The sequence below is a fragment of the Virgibacillus senegalensis genome (assembly GCF_000821245.2).
Classification (GTDB): domain Bacteria; phylum Bacillota; class Bacilli; order Bacillales; family Amphibacillaceae; genus Sediminibacillus; species Sediminibacillus senegalensis.
The window spans coordinates 922,089-944,747 of the sequence record NZ_LN611425.1; the positions used below are offsets into that span (position 1 = coordinate 922,089).

Consider the following 22,659-nt stretch of genomic DNA (forward strand, 5'->3'; position numbering starts at 1 on the left):
CTATAATTACGAACGAGGTGATTCCATGGCTTTTGATGGAATAGTCACCCGGGCTGCGGTACATGAATTACACAAAGAACTGGCAGCAGGGCGGCTACTAAAAATTTATCAACCAACTGAAACAGAACTGATTTTGACAATCAGAAGTAACGGAAGCAACAAGTCATTGCTGTTGTCCGCCCACCCAAGTTATGCACGATTTCATTTGACGGAAGATATATACGAGAATCCCAAAACGCCACCGATGTTCTGCATGCTGTTAAGAAAGCATTTATCTGGAGGTTTTTTACAGGAAATCGTCCAATATGAAAATGAACGAATCGTCATGCTTCATTTTAGAGGAAAAAATGAAATCGGTGATGAAACCGAGAAATCGCTGATTATGGAAGTAATGGGAAAACACAGTAATATTCTGTTGATCGACAGACAAAAAGAAACCATTCAGGACAGTATCAAGCATGTACCGCCTGCACAAAACCGTTACAGGACGATCATGCCTGGAAGTGTCTACAAACTTCCTCCTGACCATGGTAAAACCAACCCTCTAAAACTCGATAAAGAGGAGTTTGTACGGAAGCTCGATTTTAATGCCGGCAAACTGGACCAGCAAATCGTGAATCAATTCATGGGTTTTTCTCCGGTAATCGCCAAAGAAATCGTTCATCGGGCAGGGCTCGGTGGAAGCGATGCTTTTCTCCAGGCTTTTACAGAAATACAGACCAACCTTCTGGAACACGATTATCAACCCGGAATTTATCGGGAAAACAAAGAGGACTTTTATGTGTTGCCGCTTGATTCAAAAGCCGGTAAACCTGTCAACTATGATTCCGTGAGTCAAATGCTCGATACCTATTATTCCGGCAAAGCGGAACGGGATCGTGTGAAGCAACAGTCCGGAGACCTTTCGCGCTTCTTAAAAAATGAACGGGACAAAAATATCCGTAAAATCAAAAAACACGAGCAAACGTTGAAAAAGGCCGAACAAGCCGATAAGTATCAGCGGCTTGGTGAATTGCTGACGGCTAATATGCACTTGGTAAAAACAGGTGACAGAAAAGTAGAAGTAATAGATTATTATGACCCGGAGCAAAAGCAAATTACCATTGAGTTGAATGCCAATAAAACACCGAGTGAAAATGCCCAGAGTTTCTTTAAAACCTATCAAAAATTAAAAAAATCGAAACAAGTAGTTATCGAAGAAATTTCTAAAGCAGAGAAGGAAATAAACTATTTGGATGATCTTATTCAGCAAATTGAAGGTGCGAGAGAACAGGATATTGAAGAAATACGGCAGGAACTTCGGGAAGAAGGTTATTTAAAAACAAAGCCGGCCCAACGAAAAAAGAACAACAAACCGGCAAAACCGGATCCCGAGCAGTTCTACGCGACCGATGGCACCCTGCTTCTTGTCGGGAAGAACAACAAACAAAACGAATACTTGACCAACCGTTTGGCAGCACGGGATGACATTTGGCTTCACACAAAGGATATTCCCGGTTCCCATGTAGTCATCCGGGATCGCAATCCAAGCGAACAAACGTTGTATGAGGCAGCACAACTGGCTGCAAACTTCAGCAAATCAAAGAATTCTTCGTCTGTTCCGGTAGATTATACATTGATTCGTCATGTTAAAAAGCCGAATGGAGCCAAACCGGGATACGTCACGTATGATAATCAGAAAACGTTGTTTGTGACGCCTGAAGCTGATTTAATTGAAAAATTAAAGAAAAAACCGCAGTAAGTTACATGTCCGGGAAAACAGCATAGTGACCAAAGCAGAAACCGAACGATGAGTCGATATCAATGGCCCCCACTTTTGGGAAAGCCACCGATTAAGCACTCGAACTCGTTCGGTTTTTCTATTGTGAATCTTCAACTTAAAGATGTGANTCGTGAATCAATTCATGGGTTTTTCTCCGGTAATCGCCAAAGAAATCGTTCATCGGGCAGGGCTCGGTGGAAGCGATGCTTTTCTCCAGGCTTTTACAGAAATACAGACCAACCTTCTGGAACACGATTATCAACCCGGAATTTATCGGGAAAACAAAGAGGACTTTTATGTGTTGCCGCTTGATTCAAAAGCCGGTAAACCTGTCAACTATGATTCCGTGAGTCAAATGCTCGATACCTATTATTCCGGCAAAGCGGAACGGGATCGTGTGAAGCAACAGTCCGGAGACCTTTCGCGCTTCTTAAAAAATGAACGGGACAAAAATATCCGTAAAATCAAAAAACACGAGCAAACGTTGAAAAAGGCCGAACAAGCCGATAAGTATCAGCGGCTTGGTGAATTGCTGACGGCTAATATGCACTTGGTAAAAACAGGTGACAGAAAAGTAGAAGTAATAGATTATTATGACCCGGAGCAAAAGCAAATTACCATTGAGTTGAATGCCAATAAAACACCGAGTGAAAATGCCCAGAGTTTCTTTAAAACCTATCAAAAATTAAAAAAATCGAAACAAGTAGTTATCGAAGAAATTTCTAAAGCAGAGAAGGAAATAAACTATTTGGATGATCTTATTCAGCAAATTGAAGGTGCGAGAGAACAGGATATTGAAGAAATACGGCAGGAACTTCGGGAAGAAGGTTATTTAAAAACAAAGCCGGCCCAACGAAAAAAGAACAACAAACCGGCAAAACCGGATCCCGAGCAGTTCTACGCGACCGATGGCACCCTGCTTCTTGTCGGGAAGAACAACAAACAAAACGAATACTTGACCAACCGTTTGGCAGCACGGGATGACATTTGGCTTCACACAAAGGATATTCCCGGTTCCCATGTAGTCATCCGGGATCGCAATCCAAGCGAACAAACGTTGTATGAGGCAGCACAACTGGCTGCAAACTTCAGCAAATCAAAGAATTCTTCGTCTGTTCCGGTAGATTATACATTGATTCGTCATGTTAAAAAGCCGAATGGAGCCAAACCGGGATACGTCACGTATGATAATCAGAAAACGTTGTTTGTGACGCCTGAAGCTGATTTAATTGAAAAATTAAAGAAAAAACCGCAGTAAGTTACATGTCCGGGAAAACAGCATAGTGACCAAAGCAGAAACCGAACGATGAGTCGATATCAATGGCCCCCACTTTTGGGAAAGCCACCGATTAAGCACTCGAACTCGTTCGGTTTTTCTATTGTGAATCTTCAACTTAAAGATGTGACGTGTTGACCCCCGTTCATTTAAAGAGAAAATTAGAAACATTAAACGTTTGGTTTTGGTTATCCACTCTATGAAAACAGCTTTGTTAAAATTGTATCCTTTCCTCTTTGATCAGAGTATCTTACTTAGCGAAGGCAAGATACGGAGACTCCTACGGGAACAGCACGAGCTGAAAATCCCGCAAGAAAGCGTTTGGTGCTTTCTGAGGAAGTTGAAGCCGTGCCCGTGGAAAGCGTAGTATCTTGCCGTAGCGTTGTAAGGTACTTCTCATAAAACAGAAAGTTTATCTAATTCTTGAAGGGGTTTATATCAATCAAATTCCTGCCCTATGCCATGACTTCCGCTAATTATATTTACTTAAAAAATGAAACATAACCCTCGTCTTATCCGTAAAGATAGATAAGCTGCAGCAATTATCAAGATTAATAGTTAGGAGAATTTACATGATGGGAATACTACTGGCAACTATTTTATCCTTTCCTTTATTTTTCTTATTTAGCGCATTAGCCCTCATAAGAAAAAAGAAGACACCAGGGATGATTCTAAACTGGATTATTATTTTCCTTGCAGGCTTTGTTCTATGCGGCCTTTTCAATTACCTTGCATTGCCGGCACTGACAGTACCAAACCTTTTAGTCGAGAACTTTATCGTTTGTCTGGTGCTTGTTCCACTTCTCTATTACAAAATCGGCATGCCTTTTTCCTATAAAAAGCCTCACCGGTCCGCATCCGGATTTTTAATCATTCTTGTGATACTGGCTCTTCCAGTCAGCTTTTTTATTGGCTTGGCAGCACTCGATAACTCTTATCAATCGATTGCCAAACAAGAGTCTGGAGAAGCAGAACCATTTGATGAAGAGGATACGCCTGTTACTGTTTCACCGGAATCCGCTCGTAATAAAGTACAAAAAGCAATGAGTGTTGTCCCGAACACTCAGTTCTATGATTTAGGTAAGTTGCAAGTGCAAAAAATAGATAATGAAATTATGTATGTTGCACCTGTCGAATTCACCGGCCTTTGGAAATATCTTCGCGGAAAAGAGACAGAGGGCTTTTTCACCATTCCAGCCGCCGATATAAACGCGGAGCCTGAATTCGTCCAAAGTAAAATGCAATACACCAATTCAAGCTATTTTAACCATAACGTACAGCGGACCATTTATAATGAACATCCCAATTATGTGCAGAGTGGCGAAGCACAGATTGAGGTGGATGATGAAGGAAAGCCTTGGTATATTCAAACCTTGTATAAACCGATCAAGCTAACGAACAAACCAGATATGGATCAATTAAAAGTAGCAGTAGTCGACCCGGTATCCGGAGATTTGCAAATCTATGATCCTAAAGAAGCACCAGCCTTCATCGATAGTCCTGTCAGCTCAGAAATGGCTGGTAAACAGAACAATTATTTTGGTAAATATGTACATGGATGGTTAAATGCCTTATTCGGGAAAAAGGATGTCAAAATACCGAATGAATCCGGGACAGAAAATATCGTCACACCTATTTTCGACAATAAAGGGGAAATGTATTACTTTACGGATATGGCCTCTCCTAAGGAAAATATCGACTCTGCTTTAGGTTATACACTTATTAATGCGAGGACTGCAGAGTTGACCTATTATAATGGCAAGAACAATAACGGTATCATGGATAGTAAAGGGGCTAAACAAATCGTAAACAAAGAATTTCCTGAAAAGAATTGGGAAGGATCTATGCCTATTTTGTACAATGTCGACGGGAATCCAACTTGGATCGTGAATGTATTGGATCCAAATGGACTGTTCAAGCAATACGCCTATATCAAAGCTAATGATTCCGACTTTGTCGTATTCGGAGAAACCGCCCAGGAGACCTTGGCAGCCTACCGCATGCAGTTGGCACAAGAGACTAGTAACCCAGAAGCTAGCGAAGATGTCGAATTAGAGACAATAAGTGGCGAGGTGAATCGTTCATTGGTTACCTCCACATCTTCAGGACAGTCTGTTCAATTTATATTGAATGATGACACGACGATTTACACCGTGAATGCCAGTAAAGCACCGCTTGCCATCTTCTTACAGCAGGGTGACAGAGTCGAAATGGAAGTGAAAATCCGTGATAACGGGATCGGAACCGTGGAACAAATTGCGATTGCATCCCTTGAAAAAAATTAAATAGAAACCCTATGTTAACAAACTTTTCTAAAATGTTTAGATGGCTGCCTCCACATAAAAAGCGCCCATGGTTCCCTATCAGAACCGCGGGCGCTATTCTTTTTCGATACTTAATGAGGTTGACTATATTGGCTTGATTCGGAAGAACCAGAACCGTTTACCAACTGTTCTTTCGCATCCTTGACTTTGCTGCCTACCTCTTTAGCAGTTGATACAGCCTCTTGGGTATCGTTTTGTACGTCTTTCAGTTCATTTTTAAAATCCCCGTTGACTTTATTATAAAGCTCCTGGACATTGTTGGCAGCATCCTTTAGTACATCGCTGGCTGCTTTTACCCTTTCCATCAGCTGATCCTTTGTTTCTCTCGGATTTTCTTTTACATCGCTTGCGAGACTGGTCATCGACTCTTTCATTCCGCTCACATTTTGTTTCACATTGGACCGTGTATTGGAGTTTAGCATTGCCAAGGCAGCACCTGCCAATGCACCAGCAGCCATACCTACGATTAGTTTATTTCCGTTTTGTTGTTGGTTTTGCATATCTGTCACTCCTTTTGTAGACTTTGGTGGACTTTTTTCTCCATTTCATTAATACATGTACCACCTAACTCGTCTAGCTAAACAATCAATCCAGGAAACGGACAACCTTCCTTTTCTTAAACCGTTAGGAATGGGGCACTTGCCAATGAAAAGCTATCGCGCCAATCAAGCAGTTGCTGACGATCATTTTTTGTGTATCCTTCTACCTCCTCCAGGGAGTTTACTAAAGAGTCAAAATCCGAAATGGTAGATAATTTTATTCCTTGTTGAGTGAAGGCTTTATCAGCACCGGAAATTCCATATGTAAAGATGGCGAATACCGCATCGACTTCTGCTCCAGCCTCTTGTAATGCTTGAATTGCTTTTAGAGCAGAGCCACCAGTTGAAATTAAATCTTCTATTACAATCACGCGCTGACCTTTCTCTATTTTCCCTTCGATTTGGTTGCCTTTTCCATGACCCTTTGGTTTGGAACGGACATAAACCATAGGTAATCCAAGCAGATCAGCTAACCAGGCTGCATGGGGGATACCGGCAGTTGCACACCCGGCTATCACATCTGGCGATCTTTCGAGCTCATCAACCATTTGGCTGAAAGACTTGGCAATCTTTTTCCGTATTTCAGGATAAGACATCGTCAACCGATTATCGCAATAAATTGGCGATTTAATGCCCGAACTCCAAGTAAATGGCTGGTCCGGACTAATTTTTACCGCTCCGATGTGGAGTAAATCTTTAGCTATTTCCTTTTTCATTTCCATCATTCCACTCCTTCACCACTTTCTCATACGTTCTTTTCGGCTCAAAAGCTCTGGTGACACTGCGACCTATGACGAGGGCATCAGCGCCATATTCCCTTGCTTCAGCGGGACTTGTTATCCGCTGTTGGTCTTGATCCTCATCATTTTTTAAACGGATACCAGGTGTTACAGTATAAAAGGAAAATCCACAGTGCCGTTTGATCATCGGAACTTCCAATGGTGAACAAACAACACCATCGGCTCCGCTGTCCCTGGCAAGGACGGCCAGATGAAGGGCTGCATCATCAACACCTGCCGGAACCCCCAGTTCCTCTGAAAGTATCCGCGTGTTCATGGAAGTCAGCACGGTAACAGCGATTAATTTACCATCACTTCCCGGCCTGCTCCCTTCCAGGAATCCCTGTTTGGCAGCACGAATCATATCACTTCCTCCCCAGGCGTGGACATTGACTAAATCGACTCCTAATTTACCCAGATTTTTCATTGCTCGATAAACTGTGTTCGGAATGTCATGTAATTTTAAATCTAAAAACACGGAATGGCCGTTGTCCTTCAATTTTTCAATCACTTTTGGTCCTTCCCGGTAAAAAAGTTCCATGCCTACTTTAACTGGTACCCCTTGAAGGTGATTGCTTTGGATAAACAACTCCGTTTCCTGCCAATCCGCAAAATCAAGCGCGAGATAAATCGGCTTCACGGTTATTCCCTCCCCCTATTGCTTCCTGAACAGAATGGAAACCGTACTTCTCCAATACGGCAGGAAGTCTGTCAATGATGTTCACACAAGTAAACGGATCTTGAAAGTTGGCGGTCCCAACAGCTACAGCATTTGCTCCTGCAACAAGAAATTCGAGCACATCCTCTGCACTTGTTATACCACCCATACCGATGATTGGAAGGCTGCTGTGCTGCTTTACTTCATAAATCATTCGAATGGCGATCGGTTTGATTGCAGGACCGGAAAGCCCCCCAGTTTGATTGGCCAACAAGGGCTTACGTGCAGATAGGTTGATCTGCATACCTGTCAGCGTATTAATCATTGATAATCCGTCCGCTCCAGCAGCTTCCACGGCTTGAGCCATGTTCACTATATCGCCAGTATTAGGTGACAGTTTTACATAAACCGGTAGTAGAACCGCCTCTCTTACTTGTGCTGTTACCTCGGAAGCAAGAGCCGGATCCATACCAAACTGGATTCCTCCTTCTCTTACATTCGGGCAGGATATATTCAGTTCCAATGCATGTACCAAGCCGGTCTCTTCCAGCCTTTTGGCAACCTTAACGTATTCTTCGATGGACCCACCAGCTACATTTGCAATGACTGGGGTATTGTATCGAGACAAAAACGGTAGTTCATCTGAACAAATCGCCTCCACTCCTGGATTTTGCAGTCCAATAGCATTAAGCATGCCTGCAGTGGTTTCAGCAACTCGCGGAGTATCATTTCCGTACCTCGGTTTTTCTGTAGCAGCTTTGATCGTGACAGCTCCCAATGCATTCAAATCATATAATTCACTGAACTCCCGCCCAAATCCAAAGCAACCCGATGCTGGCATGACAGGATTTTTTAGCTGCAATCCAGGCAAAGCGGTCTCTAATGACATCATAGCGTCACCTCACCGGCTGCAAACACTGGTCCGTCTTTGCAGATTTTTCTATAACCGTTTCCTTCCTTAGTTGGCACTACACAGGCATAACAAGCACCTATTCCGCAACCCATCCGCTGTTCAACGGAAATATAGCCATTGCGACCGGAAAGCTTGTTTGTAACTGCTCGGAGCATCGGTGTTGGTCCACAAGAAAAAAAGTAATCAAAGTCTTCCTCCAGGTGGGCTAAGCTGTCCGTTACAAGCCCTTTCTCTCCCTCGCTCCCGTCATCGGTTACAATGATGGTTTGGCCGAGTTCCTCAAATTTTTCCTTGTAAAAGACATGACTTGCTTGCTGGAAGCCAAGAACAGAAAGCACCTTTGTTCCCTTGGATGCCAATGTTTTCCCTAGATAATATAGCGGAGGAACCCCGATTCCGCCCCCTATTAACAGCGCTGTATCGAGTTCCATGCTGTCAACCGGATAACCGGTTCCGCATGGAAGCAACGCGTTGACCCTTCTCCCTGGTGTTTGTTTACTCAATTGCTCGGTTCCGGTTCCCGAAACTTTAAATATAATCGTTAAAATGCAGTTATGATCAAAATCAGCGATAGAAACTGGTCTTCTAAGCATATGCCTTTCCGCTTCCCCTACCTTTATATGGAGAAACTGACCGGGAATAAACCGGTCAGGCTCCAGGTCAAAACCTGTTCCTTCACAGGATAGACGCATCTCAAACGTACCTTCGGCAATTCTCTCGTTTGTCAAAACGGTTAATTCCGCCTGCTTCATATTACCAATTCTCCCCTTTTTTGGGACACAGGCTGGGCCGTAAATGTAGTTGAATCGATCACATTTAAAATGGCCATGGCGGTATCCAGGCTTGTCAAGCAAGCAATGCCATGTTCAACTGCTTCCCTCCTGATCCGGAAACCATCTGAGCGCGGCTGTTTACCAGAAGTTAACGTGTTGATCACGAACTGCACCTTGCCCTCCTCGATAATAGACAAAACCGTTTCTCCAGCAGTGCCGACTTTGCCGACTTTTTGCACAGGAATCCCTGCATTCGCAGTGAACTCTGCCGTACCTTCGGTTGCGTAAAGTTTGAATCCGAGTTGGTGAAATCTGCTGGCTATTTCAATCATTTCCTGCTTATCTTTATCAGCAACCGTCAATAATACTGCACCCTCCTGCGGGACTGACAGTCCAGAAGCGATCAGCCCTTTATAAAGGGCTTTTTCTAATGTTTTGTCCCTTCCGATTGCTTCTCCAGTAGATTTCATTTCCGGTCCGAGCATTGTATCGACACTGCGAAGTTTTGCAAAAGAAAATACAGGCACTTTCACCGAGACCTGAGACTGCTCCGGAAGCAATCCATTTTCAAATCCTGCTTCTGTCAAGCTTTCTCCCAGGATACACCTTGTTGCCAGTGCAGCCATCTGCACACCGGTTATTTTGCTTAAGAAAGGAATGGTCCTGCTTGCACGGGGATTAACCTCCAATACATAGACTTGCTTTTCATGAATGACAAACTGAATATTGATCAGACCTTTTACTTGAAGCCTTCTCGCCAGCTTCGTGGTAATATCCACACATTGTTGCTTTGCGGTATCTGATAAACGCTGTGGCGGATAGACAGCAATAGAGTCACCAGAATGCACTCCAGCCCGTTCAATATGTTCCATCATTCCGGGAATGACAACATTTTCCCCATCACTTACCGCATCGACCTCCAGTTCCATTCCGGTTAAATACTTATCGATTAATATCGGGTGGGTATGTTTGATATGATTGCTCTTTTGGAGGTATGCAGCTAATTCGTCTTGGTTATAAACAATTTCCATTTGGCTCCCGCCAATAACGTAGGAAGGCCTGACTAGCACCGGATAACCAATCTGTTCAGCAGCTTCTATCGCCTGATCAAGATGACGCACGCTTTTTCCCTGGGGCTGCAATATATCCAGCTCCTTCAATAGCTGTTCAAATTTGTCCCGATTCTCAGCTGCGTCAATAGCCTCCAGATTGGTACCCATAATAGTGACCCCTCTCCTCTGCAACCCCTCGGCAAGATTGATTGCTGTCTGGCCGCCAAATTGGACAATTACCCCGATCGGCTTCTCCCACTCAATGACATGCATAACATCCTCCAGTGTCAGCGGCTCAAAATATAATTTATCCGAAATACTAAAATCGGTGGAGACTGTTTCCGGATTGCTATTCATGATGATCGCTTCGTAACCGGCCTGTTTTAAAGCAAGTACGGAATGTACCGTGGCATAATCAAACTCGATCCCCTGGCCAATCCGTATAGGACCGGAGCCGATAACCAGTACTTTTTGTCGTTCGGAAACAATCGATTCGTTTTCTTCTTCAAAGGTACTGTAATAATAAGGCGTTTCTGACTCGAATTCTGCTGCACATGTATCGACCATTTTATAAACCGGTAACAGACCATGTTGCTGGCGCAGATTATACACCTCATCAACTTTTGTCTCCCACAACCTGGCAATCTGCACATCTGAAAATCCAGTTTGTTTCGCTTCCTTCAATACTTCCAAGTTATTTTTATGTACTGCCACTTTATCTTCCAATCTTATTAATCCATGAATCTTCGATAGAAAGAAAGGATCGATTTTCGTGGCTTCAAACAACGCTGCCACCGTACAGCCCCGGCGGAAAGCCTCGGCTATGACAAAAATTCGTTCATCATCTGGATGCTTCAGGCATGCAAACAATTCATCCAGCGATTTAACTGTATATTTTTCCATCCATAGTTCCTCCGTTCCGATATCGAGGGAACGGACTCCCTTTAAAAGGGATTCTTCAAAACTCCTACCAACGGCCATTACTTCTCCGGTAGCTTTCATTTGAGTTCCAAGACTGCGGTTGCCGGTTACAAACTTATCAAACGGAAAGCGCGGCAGCTTAGTGACCACATAATCAAGCGCAGGTTCATAACATGCATAGGTAGTTCCTGTTATTGGGTTGATCATTTCATCAAGCGTTAATCCGAGTGCAATCTTTGCCGCCAATTTGGCTATTGGATACCCTGTCGCCTTTGAAGCTAAGGCCGAGGATCTGCTGACCCGCGGATTCACTTCGATAATATAGTATTGAAAGCTTTCCGGATCAATTGCCAGCTGCACATTACAGCCACCTTCGATTTCGAGAGCCCGGATGATTTTCAACGAAGCGTTACGCAGCATTTGATACTCCCGGTCGCTTAACGTTTGGGAAGGAGCCGTTACAATCGAATCTCCGGTATGAACACCTACTGGATCGACATTCTCCATATTACAGACGACGATCGCCTGGTCTTGCTTGTCTCTCATCACTTCATATTCGATTTCTTTAAAGCCAGAAATATTTTTTTCAACCAGGCATTGTGTAACAGGAGACAAAGCAAGTCCGTTTCTTGTAATTTCGACTAGTTCTTTTTCGTTATAGCACATGCCTCCACCTGTTCCACCCAACGTGTAGGCAGGGCGAACAATCAATGGAAAGCCGATTTTTTCAGCGAATTTCTGAGCCTCATCGATGGAATGGACAATTTGGCTTTCCGGAACAGGTTCGCCGAGCTCATGCATCAAGCTGCGGAATACTTCTCTGTCTTCCGCCTTCCGGATGGCAGAAAGGGACGTTCCGAGCAATTCCACATTGTATTCAGCTAGAATGCCGGTTTCCTCCAATGCCATTGCCATGTTTAGTCCCGTTTGTCCTCCTAATGTAGGAAGAATTGCATCCGGCTGTTCTTTGCGAATAATTTTAATAAGAAATTCCGTAGTCAGTGGCTCCATATAAACCGTGTCTGCAACCGTATCATCAGTCATGATGGTTGCTGGATTGGAATTCGCCAATATCACTTGGTATCCTTCTTCTTTCAGGGATTGACATGCCTGTGTTCCCGAATAATCAAACTCGGCTGCCTGCCCAATCACAATTGGACCGGAACCAATCACTAAAATCTTGTTTATATCAGTACGCTTTGGCATCGTTCTTCCTCCTTATTTTCAGCCGGAATATGGGCGTCTATGTTGGCAATAAATCGATCGAATAATTGATAAGTATCTTCCGGTCCCGGCGAACTCTCTGGATGGTATTGGACCGAAAAAGTCGGAAAACGTATATGGGTAAGTCCTTCGACTGTCCCATCGTTCAATGCTATTTGCGTCAGTTCCAAGTCTGTGTCAGCAAGCGATTCTTTCGTAACGGTGTAGCCATGGTTTTGGGAAGTCATGACCGTCTTGCCCGTTTGCAAGTCCTTAACCGGATGATTGGAACCTCGATGGCCGAAGCGCAGTTTCTCTGTGTTTGCACCACACGCAAGGGCAATCAATTGATGGCCTAGGCAAATGCCAAATATCGGGATGTCAGAGATGATTTCTTTAATCATTTGAATAGCAAGCTGGACATGCTTTGGATCGCCTGGTCCGTTCGATAACATAACCCCCTCCGGTTTCAGTCTTCTAATTTTTTCAGCCGAATAATGATAGGGGACAACGGTAATATGGCAATTGCGTTTGGTCAGTTCCCGCAAAATACCATGTTTCATTCCGAAATCGACAAGGACAATCCTTCTACCTCGTCCAGGAACTACGTACGGTTTTACAGTGGAAACCCGCTCGACATGATTGGAAAACACCTTTTGCTGTTCAAGCAGTTGTAAAGCATCTGTAACCGGATGATCAGCAGATGTAAACAGCCCTCTCATAGTCCCATGGTTCCGAATCAATCTAGTCAGCTTTCTTGTATCGATTCCTGCCAGTCCGGGTATATCATGCGCCTTCAAAAAACGATCAAGCGTTTCTTCCGATCGGTAATTGGACGGTGAGTCACAAGCCTCTTTGACAATTAGTCCATGGACCGAAGGGGTTATCGATTCGAAATCATCGCGGTTGATGCCATAATTTCCGATTAAAGGATAAGTCATGGTTACCAATTGGCCGCAATAGGAAGGATCCGACAGAATTTCCTGGTATCCTGTCATTCCTGTATTGAAGACAACTTCTCCACTTATTTGTCGATCACTTCCGAATCCTTTTCCTATGAAGCTTGTTCCATCCTCAAGTACGAGCTGCCGTTTGAACATATTCATCCTCCTCATAAACGATTTCACCGCCAAAAATGGTGTACTTCGGCTTTCCTGTCACCTTCCACCCTGTGAAAGGACTATTTTTTCCTTTCGATGAAAACTCGGTACTGTCTATCATCCATTCCTCATCCAAATCAAGGATAGTCAAATCTGCCTTCGCTCCAGCCTCCATCCTTCCAAAAGGTAAATCGAACACCTCTGCAGGTTTTACTGTCAGCCACTCAACCAACTGCTTCAAAGAGAAGAATCCTTGTTTCACAAATTTGCTATGAAGGAGAGCAAAAGAAGTTTCCAACCCTACAATGCCAAATGGTCCAGCTAAAATACCCCGGTCTTTTTCATCCTTTGTATGTGGGGCGTGGTCGGTTGCGATAAAATCGATTGTGCCATCCAGCAATCCTTCAAGCAATGCCTGTTGATCTTGCCGTGAACGCAGAGGCGGATTCATCTTAAAGTTGGCGTCATCCTTTACAATGTCTTCTTCATTCAGTAACAAATGATGCGGGGTTACTTCCGCTGTCACTGCAATTCCTGCCCGTTTGGCATCCCTGATTGCACGGACAGACTCTTTGGTGCTGACATGGCAGACGTGGTAATGACAGCCGGCAGCTTCCGCCAAAAGGACATCCCTCGCTATTTGCACAGATTCGCATACCGACGGGATTCCCGGTAACCCGAGCTTCTTACTGACCAGCCCCTCATGGACGACACCTTTATGTATCAAACTATTATCCTCACAATGGGCGACGATCGGTTTGTCGATAGCCGCAGCCTGTTCCATGGCCTGAAGCATTTGATCTGCCGACTGAATTCCTACACCATCGTCTGTAAAAGCAAAAGCTCCGGCTTTCTCCAAAGCTTCCATATCGGTCAGTTTCTTTCCAAGTAATCTTTCTGTTATGGAGGCGTATGGCAGCACTCGAATCAGGGCGTTTTCCTCAATCTTTATCTGAAGCTCATGCATCGTCTCCACTTTATCGGGAACCGGTCTAGTATTTGGCATGGCACAAACAGTCGTATAGCCACCTCGTGCTGCAGCCAAAGTCCCTGTTGCAATTGTCTCCTTTGCCTCTCCCCCAGGTTCTCTTAAATGAACGTGCACATCGATAAAACCCGGCGTGATCAATCGACCCTCACAATCTATCACCTTTCCTGCATGACGATCGAGCTTCTCTGCCACTTGCGTGATCACCCCATCCTGAATCATTATTTCGCAAGATTTCCATTGATTATCTGCTGACAATTGCATCCCGTTGATCAACGTTAACTGCATCGATAATCCCCCTATCTATTAATAAGTGCTTGATAACTGCCATTCTGGCAAAGACGCCATTTTCCATTTGTTTAAAAATTCTCGATTTTGGGCTTTCCACCAGTTCATCTTCTATTTCTACGCCCCGATTGACCGGGGCAGGATGCAAAATGACTGCGTGTGGCTGCATCTTACGTTCCCGCTCGATTGTCAAACCAAATTGCTGTAAATAATCTGTAGGATCCATTCCTTTGTCCTCCCCATGTCTCTCGTGTTGAATTCTTAACAGCATAATTGCATCACAGGTTTCTGCCGCTTCATCAATCGATACATATGAATAAGGAAGCGAGCTGTCCTCCCATTCCGGCTTGCAGGATAAACAGACTTCAGCACCAAGGGTTCTCAGAGCAAAAGCATTCGATCTGGCCACTCTGCTATGTTTGATATCACCTGCTATCGCTATCCTCAGCCCGGAAAATCGGTTGAACTCCTGGTAGATGGTCATCAGGTCGAGCAGTGACTGAGTCGGATGTTCCCCTTTTCCATCACCGGCGTTTATGACGGGGATGGACAAGTCAGCTGCCAATTTTGCCGCCATATTTTCAAGTGGATGCCTGATTACCAGTACAGAAGCACCTAAAGCTTCAAAGGTTCTGGCCGTGTCATATAAGCTTTCACCTTTTTGCAGACTGGAGAATTCCCCAGTGAAATCCAGACTTTCCATCCCAAGCTTCCGTTCAGCAATGGTAAAGCTCATTTTCGTCCTGGTGCTCGGTTCGAAAAAAAGATTTCCGGCAAACAATTGCTTACCAAAAGGTTCATGCTTTTTTGCTTTTATTGCTTCTGCTTCTTTGATTAACCGTAAAATCTCATGTTCGGATAAATCCTTCATAGATAAAAAGTGATCCATTGGTTAGTTCTCCTCCTTTTATAACAAGGGACTGTCCCTCTCTATTACAAGAAGAGTACAGCCCCTCTATTCTTAAACCAGATCAAGCCCTGTTTCGGACTTCTTGATCCTCCTCCGTATCGCTGAACATATTCCCATTCCCATATCCCTTTTCTTTTCCGGGAAGAATCAGGTTCAGCAATACACCGATAATGGCTGAAAGTGCCATGCCAGCAATCTGCAAATCATCCGTTACTTTAACGAACGCTCCGCCAATTCCGATTACCAAAATCACGGAAGAAATGATTAAATTTCGTTTATCTCCTAAATCAACTTGATTATCAACCAGCATACGCAGACCACTGGAGGCAATAATGCCAAATAACAGAATCGATACCCCGCCCATCACCGCAGAAGGAATGGCACCTATTACGGAGGTAATGATTCCGACAAAACCGAACAGGACGGCAAGACAAGCTGCGCCTCCTATCACAAATACACTAAATACTCTCGTTATTGCCAGCACTCCAATATTTTCTCCATAAGTTGTGTTTGGCGGTCCACCAAGAAAGGCCGCAATGATAGTGGCTGTACCATCCCCAAGAATAGAACGATGCAGTCCCGGTTGTTTGATGAAATTCCGGCCAACTACCTTGGATAAAACCATTTGATCTCCTGTATGCTCTGCAATTGTTACAAGGGCAACCGGAACCATGGCGAAAGCAATCTGCCAACTGATCACCTCAATTGGCGAATAATCAATAAATGGCAGAACAAAGCCGGGATTTTGAAATAAGGCTCCGAAAAACTCGCCAATCGAACCTGCAGAAGTCAGAGAAGCCCATTCAGCAGCAATTTCACTTGTATCGACAATGCCTTGAATCAAGGCGAATACGTATCCCCCGATAATCCCTGTCAGAATCGGTATCAGACCGAAGAACCCCCTGAAAAACATGGTTGCTATGATGGTAATCGCCAATGTTACCAATGCGACCGATAAATGCTTCCCGCTGTACACTTGCTCATCCAGTCCCGGTACATACATTGCCATATCGATGGCTGTAGAAGCGAGACTCAAACCGATAACGATGATAACAGGTCCTACGACGATAGGTGGCAGGATCCGCATCAACCAGTTCAGGCCAGAAGTGCGGATTAAAAGAGCTATAAGTCCGTAAACCAAACCGGCTAAAAAGCTTCCGATCATCGCGCCAGGAATACCGCTAGACTCACTGACTACAGTCAATGGATAGATAAAGGCAAAGCTTGAACCTAAATAGGCGGGTACTTTTCCTTTTGTAATCAACAGGTAGGCTAAGGTTCCCAAACCACTGGAAACCAGGGCAATGGCTGGAGATAATCCTGTTAGAAAAGGTACTAAAATCGTTGATCCAAACATGGCAAATAAGTGCTGTAAACTTAAGGTAAGCCACTTGTGAATTTTTGGTATATCTTGTACGTCCATGACAATTTGTTTACTGCTCATTTTGTTTCCTCCTCTGTTGTTTGCATAGCTTTTCTCTTAATCACTGACATTGGTTGCTATGCCCATAAAAAAACCTCCTTGCATGGCCGCAAGGAGGTAGACGTGCCGAAAATACACACGTATCCTGTCGCGACCTTGCAAGCCTCACGGGACTCAATTTAAAGGTCTCAATTGTTTATTCTATTATTTTTCATAAATGCTTACATCATCCCGGCTGTCTGTTTCATCCAGTTCTACCACGACAATTTCTTCCTTGGAGGTAGGGATGTTTTTCCCGATAAAGTCAGCCCGAATCGGAAGCTCACGATGGCCTCTATCTACCAAAACTGCAAGCTGGATTTGTTCAGGTCTTCCCTGGTCAACTATTGCATCCATCGCAGCCCGGACCGTTCTACCAGTAAACAGGACATCATCCACAAGGACAAGGGTTTTCCCCGAAATATCCTCGCCTATTTTGGTTTCTTTCAACTGTGGATCGCGACTTTCATCGATATTGGAAAGGTCATCCCGATAGAGGGTAATATCCAGCTCCCCGATCGGTACTTCTACCCCTTCGATTTGGGCGATCTTTTCTTGAAGGCGCTTAGCAAGCGGTACACCTCGGGTTTTTATCCCTACAAGCATCAAGCCTTTTACACCCTTGTTTTTTTCTAAAATTTCATGAGCTATTCTAGTAAGCGATCTGCGGATTGCAGCATCATCTAAGACTGTAGCCTTTTTATTCATCGTATCTCCTCCTGCCTGTATGCACATAAAAAAATCCCTTCTTCCGCAAGGAAAGAAGGGATTTGGATATACTTCTGCTATCATCATCGATCATATCCGTTCCTTTCCAGCCTCACGGGGCTGTTTTAAAGGAGATTATTTAATTAAGAAGTTTTGCACTTTATTTTCTATTAATGATTATTTCAAAATAGTCGTGTGCTGTCAACCTCATTTTTTCATTTTCGCTAAAATGCGCTTCAATTCATCAGGTAACGGAGCCTCGAATTCCATCCACTCTCCTGTTTGTGGATGGTTGAATCCAAGCAATCCAGCATGCAATGCCTGCCCTTCGATGTCCATGGTTTTTCTCGGACCATATTTCGGGTCGCCCGCTAATGGATGACCAATATATTTCATGTGTACCCTGATTTGGTGGGTACGGCCGGTTTCCAGCACACATTCTACGTGAGTAAAGCTGCCGAACCGGTCAATCACTTGAAAGTGTGTAACAGCCGGCCTTCCATCCCGTACAACCGCCTGTTTTTGCCTGTCTTTCGGATCTCTGCCGAGCGGTGCATCGATCGTTCCGTATTCATGCTGGATATCACCATGGACAATCGCCTCATATTTCCTGGACATCGTTTTGTCTTTCAGTTGCTCTGCCAATGACAAATGGGCTTGATCATTCTTAGCCACTACCAGCAGTCCGCTCGTATCTTTATCAATACGATGGACAATTCCCGGCCGAATAACCCCATTAATACCGGACAAATCATCACAATGGTAAAGCAGCGCATTAACCATTGTTCCGTTATAATGTCCCGCGGATGGATGGACAACCATTCCTTTCGGCTTATTTACAACCAAAAGGCTGGAATCTTCGTACACAATCTCCAATGGAATATTCTCCGGCTTTATATCCAGTTCTTCCAGTTCTGGCACTTCCCAGGAGATTCGTTCTCCGGCCTGGCATTTGTGATTGCTCTTTACAGGATTATCATTGACATAGACATGTCCGTCTTTAATCCATCCTTGCACCTGAGATCTTGAAGCTTCCTCATTTACATCGGTTAACAATTTATCAATTCTTAAACCCGCCTGGTTTTCCTGTACGGTATGACTTAATTTCGTCATTCTGTGGTTCTTCCTTTCTTTTTCTCGTCGAAAAATGTCATAATCAATACAATGACGACTCCGCAAACAAGGGCAGAATCCGCTACATTAAATATTGGATAGTCATAACTTCCAAAATAGATATCAAAAAAGTCAACGACCTCTTTCCGAAACAAACGGTCGATGAAATTACCAAGAGCTCCACCTAGAATGAGCGCCAGTGCCAAACCCATCCATTTGCTTGTCCGCGCATATTTCCGGATATAGTAAATAACAGTGATTACGACAATTGTCGTAATGATATAGAAAAACCACATTTGGCCAGCCAGTATGCCCCATGCCGCTCCCGTATTACGATGGGATGTAATATAGAAAACATTCTCTATAACCGGAATTTGTTCGCCGATTTCCATGTTTTTCACAATCCACCATTTCGATATATGATCGGCCAAAACAATGATTACTGCCAATATGTAAAATTGCACCCTGCTTCCCCCGTTCTTATTGCTGTCTTTAACCAATTAAAAGTTTACCACAAATAGGAGTAAGAAAGAAAATTTATCCCGGCAAATGTCTTTTCCTCTTTTAGCTTAGCAGGCAAAAAAGCATCTGTTCATCCCCTACTAAAGATTTCTCCTATGACCCATTGGCCCTTTTTAGAAAAGCATAGCCCGGCTTGAATCGAAAAAATACATGCTTGAATGGAGCATGCTACGGTTTCTGCATAGAAAAAGGCAGCTGCTTATCAGCTGCCTTTTTCCTCTACATTCTATGCATGGTATAGCTTTGTGGATTAAACGATATCTGAATAATGCTCCTTTACAACCTCTGCACAACGCGTACACAACTCTGGATGCTGTTCATCTCCTCCTACTGTCTCCGAGGACACCCAGCAGCGTTCACACTTGTCGCCTGCATGTTTTTCAACCAATACAGAAACATACTCGTATTGTTTAGCTGCCGTATTGCTCTCTTCGATTTGCAATCCCGAAACAATCAGTAATTGCTGGAGATGTTCAATACTGTTGAGTAAATCCTTTGTATCCTCATCGTTTGGAACCACTTTAATAGTAGCTTCTAGTGATTTACCGATCACTTTTTCCGCACGTGCTTCTTCCAATGCTTTGAGGATATCATCCCGAACCTTCATGAAATGGTCCCACTTTTCCTTCAGCTCGTCTTGTCCTTCGAATCGCTTAGCCTCCGGCATATCAGTCAATTGAACACTTTCCGCTTCCACACCTGGAATGTAATTCCAAACTTCGTCAGCGGTATGTGAAATAATCGGAGACAAAAGTTTGACCAATGCTGTCAATATTTCATGGTAAACGGTCTGAATGCTTCTTCTTCTATGGTTATTTGCCGCTTCGATATACAACACATCTTTGGCAAAGTCCAAATAGAATGAACTTAATGAAATCGAGCAGAAGTTATGAATATTGTTATAGATAGTCGAAAATTCATAATGGTCGTAAGCATACCGTACTTTTTCAATCAATTCCTGCAATTGAATCAGCATATAACGGTCTACTTCCTCCAGATCCTCATATAGAACTTTGTCGTTAGACGGATCAAAGTCCTGCAGATTGCCGAGCATAAAACGGAACGTGTTACGGATTTTACGATAACCTTCAGAAGTTTGTTTAATGATATCATCTGAAATCCGTACATCTGCCTGATAATCGACCGAAGCAACCCATAATCGTAAAATATCTGCCCCATATTGTTTCATGATTTTTGAAGGGACAACGATATTACCAACCGATTTACTCATCTTCCTTCCTTGACCATCCAGGACAAAGCCATGGCTAATAATTGCTTCATAGGGTGCCTTGCCAGTAACTGCGACTGAAGTAGAAATGGAGGAGTTAAACCAACCGCGATACTGGTCAGAACCTTCTAGATAGACGTCAGCAGGACGCTGCAGTTCCGGCCGCCCTTCCAATACTGCTTCATGTGAAGAACCAGAATCGAACCAAACATCCATAATGTCTGTTTCTTTTGTAAATTTGCCGTTTGGACTATGCTCAGAGGTATAGCCTTCCGGAAGCAGATCTTTTGCTTCCCACTCAAACCAAATGTTTGAACCGTGTTCTCTAAACAAGTTGGATACATGCTCGATCGTTTCCTCCGTAATAATCGGAGTACGGTCCTCCCCATAGAATACCGGAATTGGAACTCCCCAAGCCCTCTGGCGTGATATACACCAGTCTTCCCGGTCACGAACCATGTTGTACAGTCTTGTTTCTCCCCAACCAGGATACCAGTCGATCCGTTGAATCTCGTCCAGGATATCATTACGGAAGTCTTTAATAGAAGCAAACCATTGATTAGTCGCACGGAAAATCGTCGGTTTTTTGGTTCTCCAGTCATGAGGATAAGAGTGTGTAATAAACTCAAGCTTTAACAAAGCCCCGACTTCTTCTAGTTTTTGCGTAATTTCTTTATTAGCTGAATCATAAAACATCCCTTCAAATCCGGGTGCTTCATCGGTAAAGTTTCCTTTTTCATCTACGGGACAAAGTACCTCAAGACCGTACCTGTTTCCTACAAAAAAGTCGTCTTCCCCGTGTCCAGGAGCGGTATGAACACATCCAGTACCACTTTCGGTAGTGACATGTTCCCCAAGAACGACAAGGGAATCCCTGTCATAGAACGGATGCTTAGTGACAATTCGCTCTGCTTCACGTCCTTTAAACGTGTTAACTACTTCCGGCTCACTCCACTCAAGCACTTGCGCCACAGTTTCGAGCATGTCATGAGCGATGACGTACTTGTTATCCTCCACTTTGACGACAGCATAGTCCAAGTCAGGATGAAGACTGATGGCCAAGTTAGCAGGGATCGTCCATGGAGTTGTCGTCCAAATAATGAATTTCTCGTCACCCGAAAGCAAGTCTTTTCCGTCTTTCACATCGAATGTCACATAAATGGAAGCAGATCGCTTATCCTGATACTCAATTTCTGCTTCCGCAAGGGCGGACTCAGAAGACGGAGACCAATATACCGGTTTAAGGCCTTTATAAATGTACCCTTTTCGGGCCATTTCCCCGAACACTTTGATTTGGGCAGCTTCATAGTCTTTCTTCAAGGTAATATACGGATTTTCCCAATCACCTCTGACCCCTAGCTGTTTAAACTGTGTTCGTTGATTATCGACTTGCTTCAGGGCATATTCAGCACATTTTTGGCGGAATTCTGCCACCGTCATTTTCTTCCGATTAACTTTCTTTTTTGCCAATGCCTGTTCGATCGGCAATCCGTGGGTATCCCAGCCCGGGACATACGGTGCATGATAGCCGGACATTGACTTGTACCGAACGATAAAGTCCTTCAAAATCTTGTTTAAAGCATGACCCATATGGAGGTCCCCGTTTGCATACGGAGGTCCGTCATGCAAAACGAATAACGGCCGGCCTTCCGTCCTCTGTTGTACTTTTTCGTACATTTTTTTCTCGTCCCACTCTTCCTGCATTTTCGGCTCTTTGTTCGGCAGGTTTCCCCGCATAGGAAAAGCTGTTTGCGGCATCAATAATGTTTGTTTATAATCCATTTTCCTTCCTCCTTGTTCAACTTAGCAAATCCATATGAAAATAGTCGAGACAATTCACGAACGACAGTTAAATCTAAAAAGCGGTATAATTTTTGCCTAACACTAAGCAAAATGTAACGTTTCTATACAATAAAAAAAGCCCCTCTCATCCCGAAGGGACGAGAAGGACTCGCGGTACCACCCTTTTAGAAGGATTTTTCGAACAAACCCTTCCACTTCAAATTCGTAACGTGAACAAGACGTCCGCTCCTACTCATTTCAAAGCGGATACTTAAGGGTGATGTTCCAGAAAGCCGCTGCTCCGGGCTCTCACCGCCCCCGGATCGCTATGGCAGACTGTATCTTCCTGTACTGTCCC

17 protein-coding genes and 1 other annotated feature (1 of these 18 cut by a window edge) are annotated in these 22,659 nt (G+C 43.9%); of the genes, 3 read left to right on the forward strand and 14 right to left on the reverse strand.

The features are described from left to right. The first annotated feature begins 25 nt into the window (after positions 1-25). The 3 genes from BN1067_RS15440 (at position 26) to BN1067_RS15450 (ending at position 5,323) form a co-directional block, all read left to right on the forward strand. Positions 26-1,741, forward strand: a complete 1,716-nt coding sequence (locus BN1067_RS15440; protein WP_053219722.1) for an Rqc2 family fibronectin-binding protein — start codon at positions 26-28, stop codon at positions 1,739-1,741. Positions 1,742-1,892: 151 nt separating this feature from the next. After that, positions 1,893-3,020 carry an Rqc2 family fibronectin-binding protein gene (locus BN1067_RS15445; RefSeq protein WP_053219723.1) on the forward strand — a complete coding sequence of 376 codons (1,128 nt, stop codon included), beginning with the start codon at positions 1,893-1,895 and terminating at the stop codon, positions 3,018-3,020. A gap of 590 nt (positions 3,021-3,610) precedes the next feature. Beyond that, a complete protein-coding gene (locus tag BN1067_RS15450; RefSeq protein ID WP_053219724.1) occupies positions 3,611-5,323 on the forward strand; it encodes a DNA-binding protein in 1,713 nt (570 codons plus the stop codon). A 110-nt stretch (positions 5,324-5,433) separates the two neighbouring features. Here the strand turns inward: BN1067_RS15450 and BN1067_RS15455 are convergent, their stop codons facing one another. The 14 genes from BN1067_RS15455 to ileS form a co-directional block, all read right to left on the reverse strand. Next, the gene (locus tag BN1067_RS15455) at positions 5,434-5,862 is read right to left on the reverse strand and encodes a hypothetical protein (RefSeq protein ID WP_053219725.1); all 429 of its coding nucleotides are present in this window, start codon (positions 5,860-5,862) and stop codon (positions 5,434-5,436) included. A gap of 116 nt (positions 5,863-5,978) precedes the next feature. After that, positions 5,979-6,623, reverse strand: a complete 645-nt coding sequence (gene pyrE, locus BN1067_RS15460) for an orotate phosphoribosyltransferase (RefSeq protein WP_110943517.1) — start codon at positions 6,621-6,623, stop codon at positions 5,979-5,981. After that, positions 6,598-7,320, reverse strand: coding sequence for an orotidine-5'-phosphate decarboxylase (pyrF, locus tag BN1067_RS15465; protein ID WP_053219726.1), 723 nt, complete (start codon positions 7,318-7,320; stop codon positions 6,598-6,600). The genes pyrE and pyrF overlap by 26 nt, the downstream gene beginning before the upstream one ends. Continuing rightward, positions 7,295-8,227, reverse strand: coding sequence for a dihydroorotate dehydrogenase (locus tag BN1067_RS15470; protein WP_053219727.1), 933 nt, complete (start codon positions 8,225-8,227; stop codon positions 7,295-7,297). The genes pyrF and BN1067_RS15470 overlap by 26 nt, the downstream gene beginning before the upstream one ends. After that, complete coding sequence (locus BN1067_RS15475; protein WP_053219728.1) at positions 8,227-9,003, reverse strand: dihydroorotate dehydrogenase electron transfer subunit; 777 nt, start codon at positions 9,001-9,003, stop codon at positions 8,227-8,229. The genes BN1067_RS15470 and BN1067_RS15475 overlap by 1 nt, the downstream gene beginning before the upstream one ends. Continuing rightward, positions 9,000-12,203: a carbamoyl-phosphate synthase large subunit gene (gene carB / locus BN1067_RS15480; protein ID WP_053219729.1), complete on the reverse strand. Its 3,204-nt coding sequence runs from the start codon at positions 12,201-12,203 to the stop codon at positions 9,000-9,002. The genes BN1067_RS15475 and carB overlap by 4 nt, the downstream gene beginning before the upstream one ends. Continuing rightward, complete coding sequence (locus BN1067_RS15485) at positions 12,182-13,300, reverse strand: carbamoyl phosphate synthase small subunit (RefSeq protein WP_053219730.1); 1,119 nt, start codon at positions 13,298-13,300, stop codon at positions 12,182-12,184. Before BN1067_RS15485 ends, carB begins: the two co-directional genes overlap by 22 nt. Beyond that, entirely contained in the window at positions 13,275-14,576 is a 1,302-nt protein-coding gene (locus BN1067_RS15490; protein ID WP_053219731.1) for a dihydroorotase, read from the reverse strand. The genes BN1067_RS15485 and BN1067_RS15490 overlap by 26 nt, the downstream gene beginning before the upstream one ends. Then, positions 14,533-15,465, reverse strand: a complete 933-nt coding sequence (locus BN1067_RS15495) for an aspartate carbamoyltransferase catalytic subunit (protein WP_053219732.1) — start codon at positions 15,463-15,465, stop codon at positions 14,533-14,535. The genes BN1067_RS15490 and BN1067_RS15495 overlap by 44 nt, the downstream gene beginning before the upstream one ends. 82 nt (positions 15,466-15,547) lie before the next feature. Further along, complete coding sequence (locus tag BN1067_RS15500; protein ID WP_053219733.1) at positions 15,548-16,930, reverse strand: solute carrier family 23 protein; 1,383 nt, start codon at positions 16,928-16,930, stop codon at positions 15,548-15,550. Between the two features lie 183 nt (positions 16,931-17,113). Further along, entirely contained in the window at positions 17,114-17,656 is a 543-nt protein-coding gene (gene pyrR / locus BN1067_RS15505) for a bifunctional pyr operon transcriptional regulator/uracil phosphoribosyltransferase PyrR (RefSeq protein ID WP_053219734.1), read from the reverse strand. Positions 17,657-17,863: 207 nt separating this feature from the next. Continuing rightward, a complete protein-coding gene (locus tag BN1067_RS15510) occupies positions 17,864-18,769 on the reverse strand; it encodes an RluA family pseudouridine synthase (RefSeq protein ID WP_053219735.1) in 906 nt (301 codons plus the stop codon). Then, a complete protein-coding gene (gene lspA / locus BN1067_RS15515; protein ID WP_053219736.1) occupies positions 18,766-19,233 on the reverse strand; it encodes a signal peptidase II in 468 nt (155 codons plus the stop codon). Before lspA ends, BN1067_RS15510 begins: the two co-directional genes overlap by 4 nt. Positions 19,234-19,541: 308 nt before the next feature. Then, positions 19,542-22,301, reverse strand: a complete 2,760-nt coding sequence (ileS, locus tag BN1067_RS15520) for an isoleucine--tRNA ligase (protein ID WP_053219737.1) — start codon at positions 22,299-22,301, stop codon at positions 19,542-19,544. Positions 22,302-22,452: 151 nt separating this feature from the next. After that, positions 22,453-22,659, reverse strand: a binding site (T-box leader) (it continues 15 nt past the right edge of the window).

Coding starts and splice junctions, on each gene's coding strand:
- BN1067_RS15440 (WP_053219722.1), top strand. CDS start 26: ATGGCTTTTGATGGAATAGTCACCCGGGCTGCGGTACATGAATTACAC.
- BN1067_RS15450 (WP_053219724.1), top strand. CDS start 3,611: ATGATGGGAATACTACTGGCAACTATTTTATCCTTTCCTTTATTTTTC.
- BN1067_RS15455 (WP_053219725.1), bottom strand. CDS start 5,862: ATGCAAAACCAACAACAAAACGGAAATAAACTAATCGTAGGTATGGCT.
- pyrE (WP_110943517.1), bottom strand. CDS start 6,623: ATGGAAATGAAAAAGGAAATAGCTAAAGATTTACTCCACATCGGAGCG.
- BN1067_RS15470 (WP_053219727.1), bottom strand. CDS start 8,227: ATGTCATTAGAGACCGCTTTGCCTGGATTGCAGCTAAAAAATCCTGTC.
- BN1067_RS15475 (WP_053219728.1), bottom strand. CDS start 9,003: ATGAAGCAGGCGGAATTAACCGTTTTGACAAACGAGAGAATTGCCGAA.
- carB (WP_053219729.1), bottom strand. CDS start 12,203: ATGCCAAAGCGTACTGATATAAACAAGATTTTAGTGATTGGTTCCGGT.
- BN1067_RS15485 (WP_053219730.1), bottom strand. CDS start 13,300: ATGTTCAAACGGCAGCTCGTACTTGAGGATGGAACAAGCTTCATAGGA.
- BN1067_RS15490 (WP_053219731.1), bottom strand. CDS start 14,576: ATGCAGTTAACGTTGATCAACGGGATGCAATTGTCAGCAGATAATCAA.
- BN1067_RS15495 (WP_053219732.1), bottom strand. CDS start 15,465: ATGGATCACTTTTTATCTATGAAGGATTTATCCGAACATGAGATTTTA.
- BN1067_RS15500 (WP_053219733.1), bottom strand. CDS start 16,930: ATGAGCAGTAAACAAATTGTCATGGACGTACAAGATATACCAAAAATT.
- pyrR (WP_053219734.1), bottom strand. CDS start 17,656: ATGAATAAAAAGGCTACAGTCTTAGATGATGCTGCAATCCGCAGATCG.
- BN1067_RS15510 (WP_053219735.1), bottom strand. CDS start 18,769: ATGACGAAATTAAGTCATACCGTACAGGAAAACCAGGCGGGTTTAAGA.
- ileS (WP_053219737.1), bottom strand. CDS start 22,301: ATGGATTATAAACAAACATTATTGATGCCGCAAACAGCTTTTCCTATG.